The organism is Bartonella sp. AA89HNZF (assembly GCF_042196905.1).
In the GTDB taxonomy this organism is placed as follows: domain Bacteria; phylum Pseudomonadota; class Alphaproteobacteria; order Rhizobiales; family Rhizobiaceae; genus Bartonella.
Genome location: NZ_JBHIRD010000156.1, coordinates 1 through 500, shown reverse-complemented (window position 1 = coordinate 500; position 500 = coordinate 1). Strand labels below are relative to the sequence as shown.

Below are 500 nucleotides of genomic sequence, written 5' to 3'. Positions count from 1 at the left end.
TTTGAACCGCTTGTCATGAGTTGGATATAATCGATAATCAAGACATCTAGACCATGTTGTCGTTTAAGACGCCTTGCACGGGCGGCCAATTGTGCAAGGGATACACCCCCCGTTTGATCAATATAAAGAGGGATTGTTTGTAAGGAACGCATTGCGTAAATGATGTTGGTAAATTGCTCTTCTGAGATATTACCACGACGCATATCAGAAGAAGAAACCTTTATTTGCTCTGAGATAATACGAGTTGCAAGCTGTTCTGTTGACATCTCAAGTGAGAAGAAACCTACAATACCCCCTTCATTGGCTTGGCTGTTATCATGACGCTTGCAAGCATTGGCAATATTAAAAGCAATATTGGTCGCCAGAGAGGTTTTCCCCATTCCAGGGCGTCCTGCAAGGATAATTAAGTCAGATGCTTGTAATCCTCCCATTTTTTCATCAAGGGTTTTGATATGGGTAGCTATCCCTGAAAGCTGTGAGGAACGCTTTTTCGCAGCGCT

Annotated in this window: 1 protein-coding gene; it reads right to left on the bottom strand. The window is 43.0% G+C overall.

Annotation, left to right across the window (positions count from 1 at the left end):
- A partial coding sequence (locus tag ACFIN0_RS10245; RefSeq protein WP_375702506.1) for a DnaB-like helicase C-terminal domain-containing protein occupies positions 1-500 on the bottom strand: 500 nt, incomplete at both ends.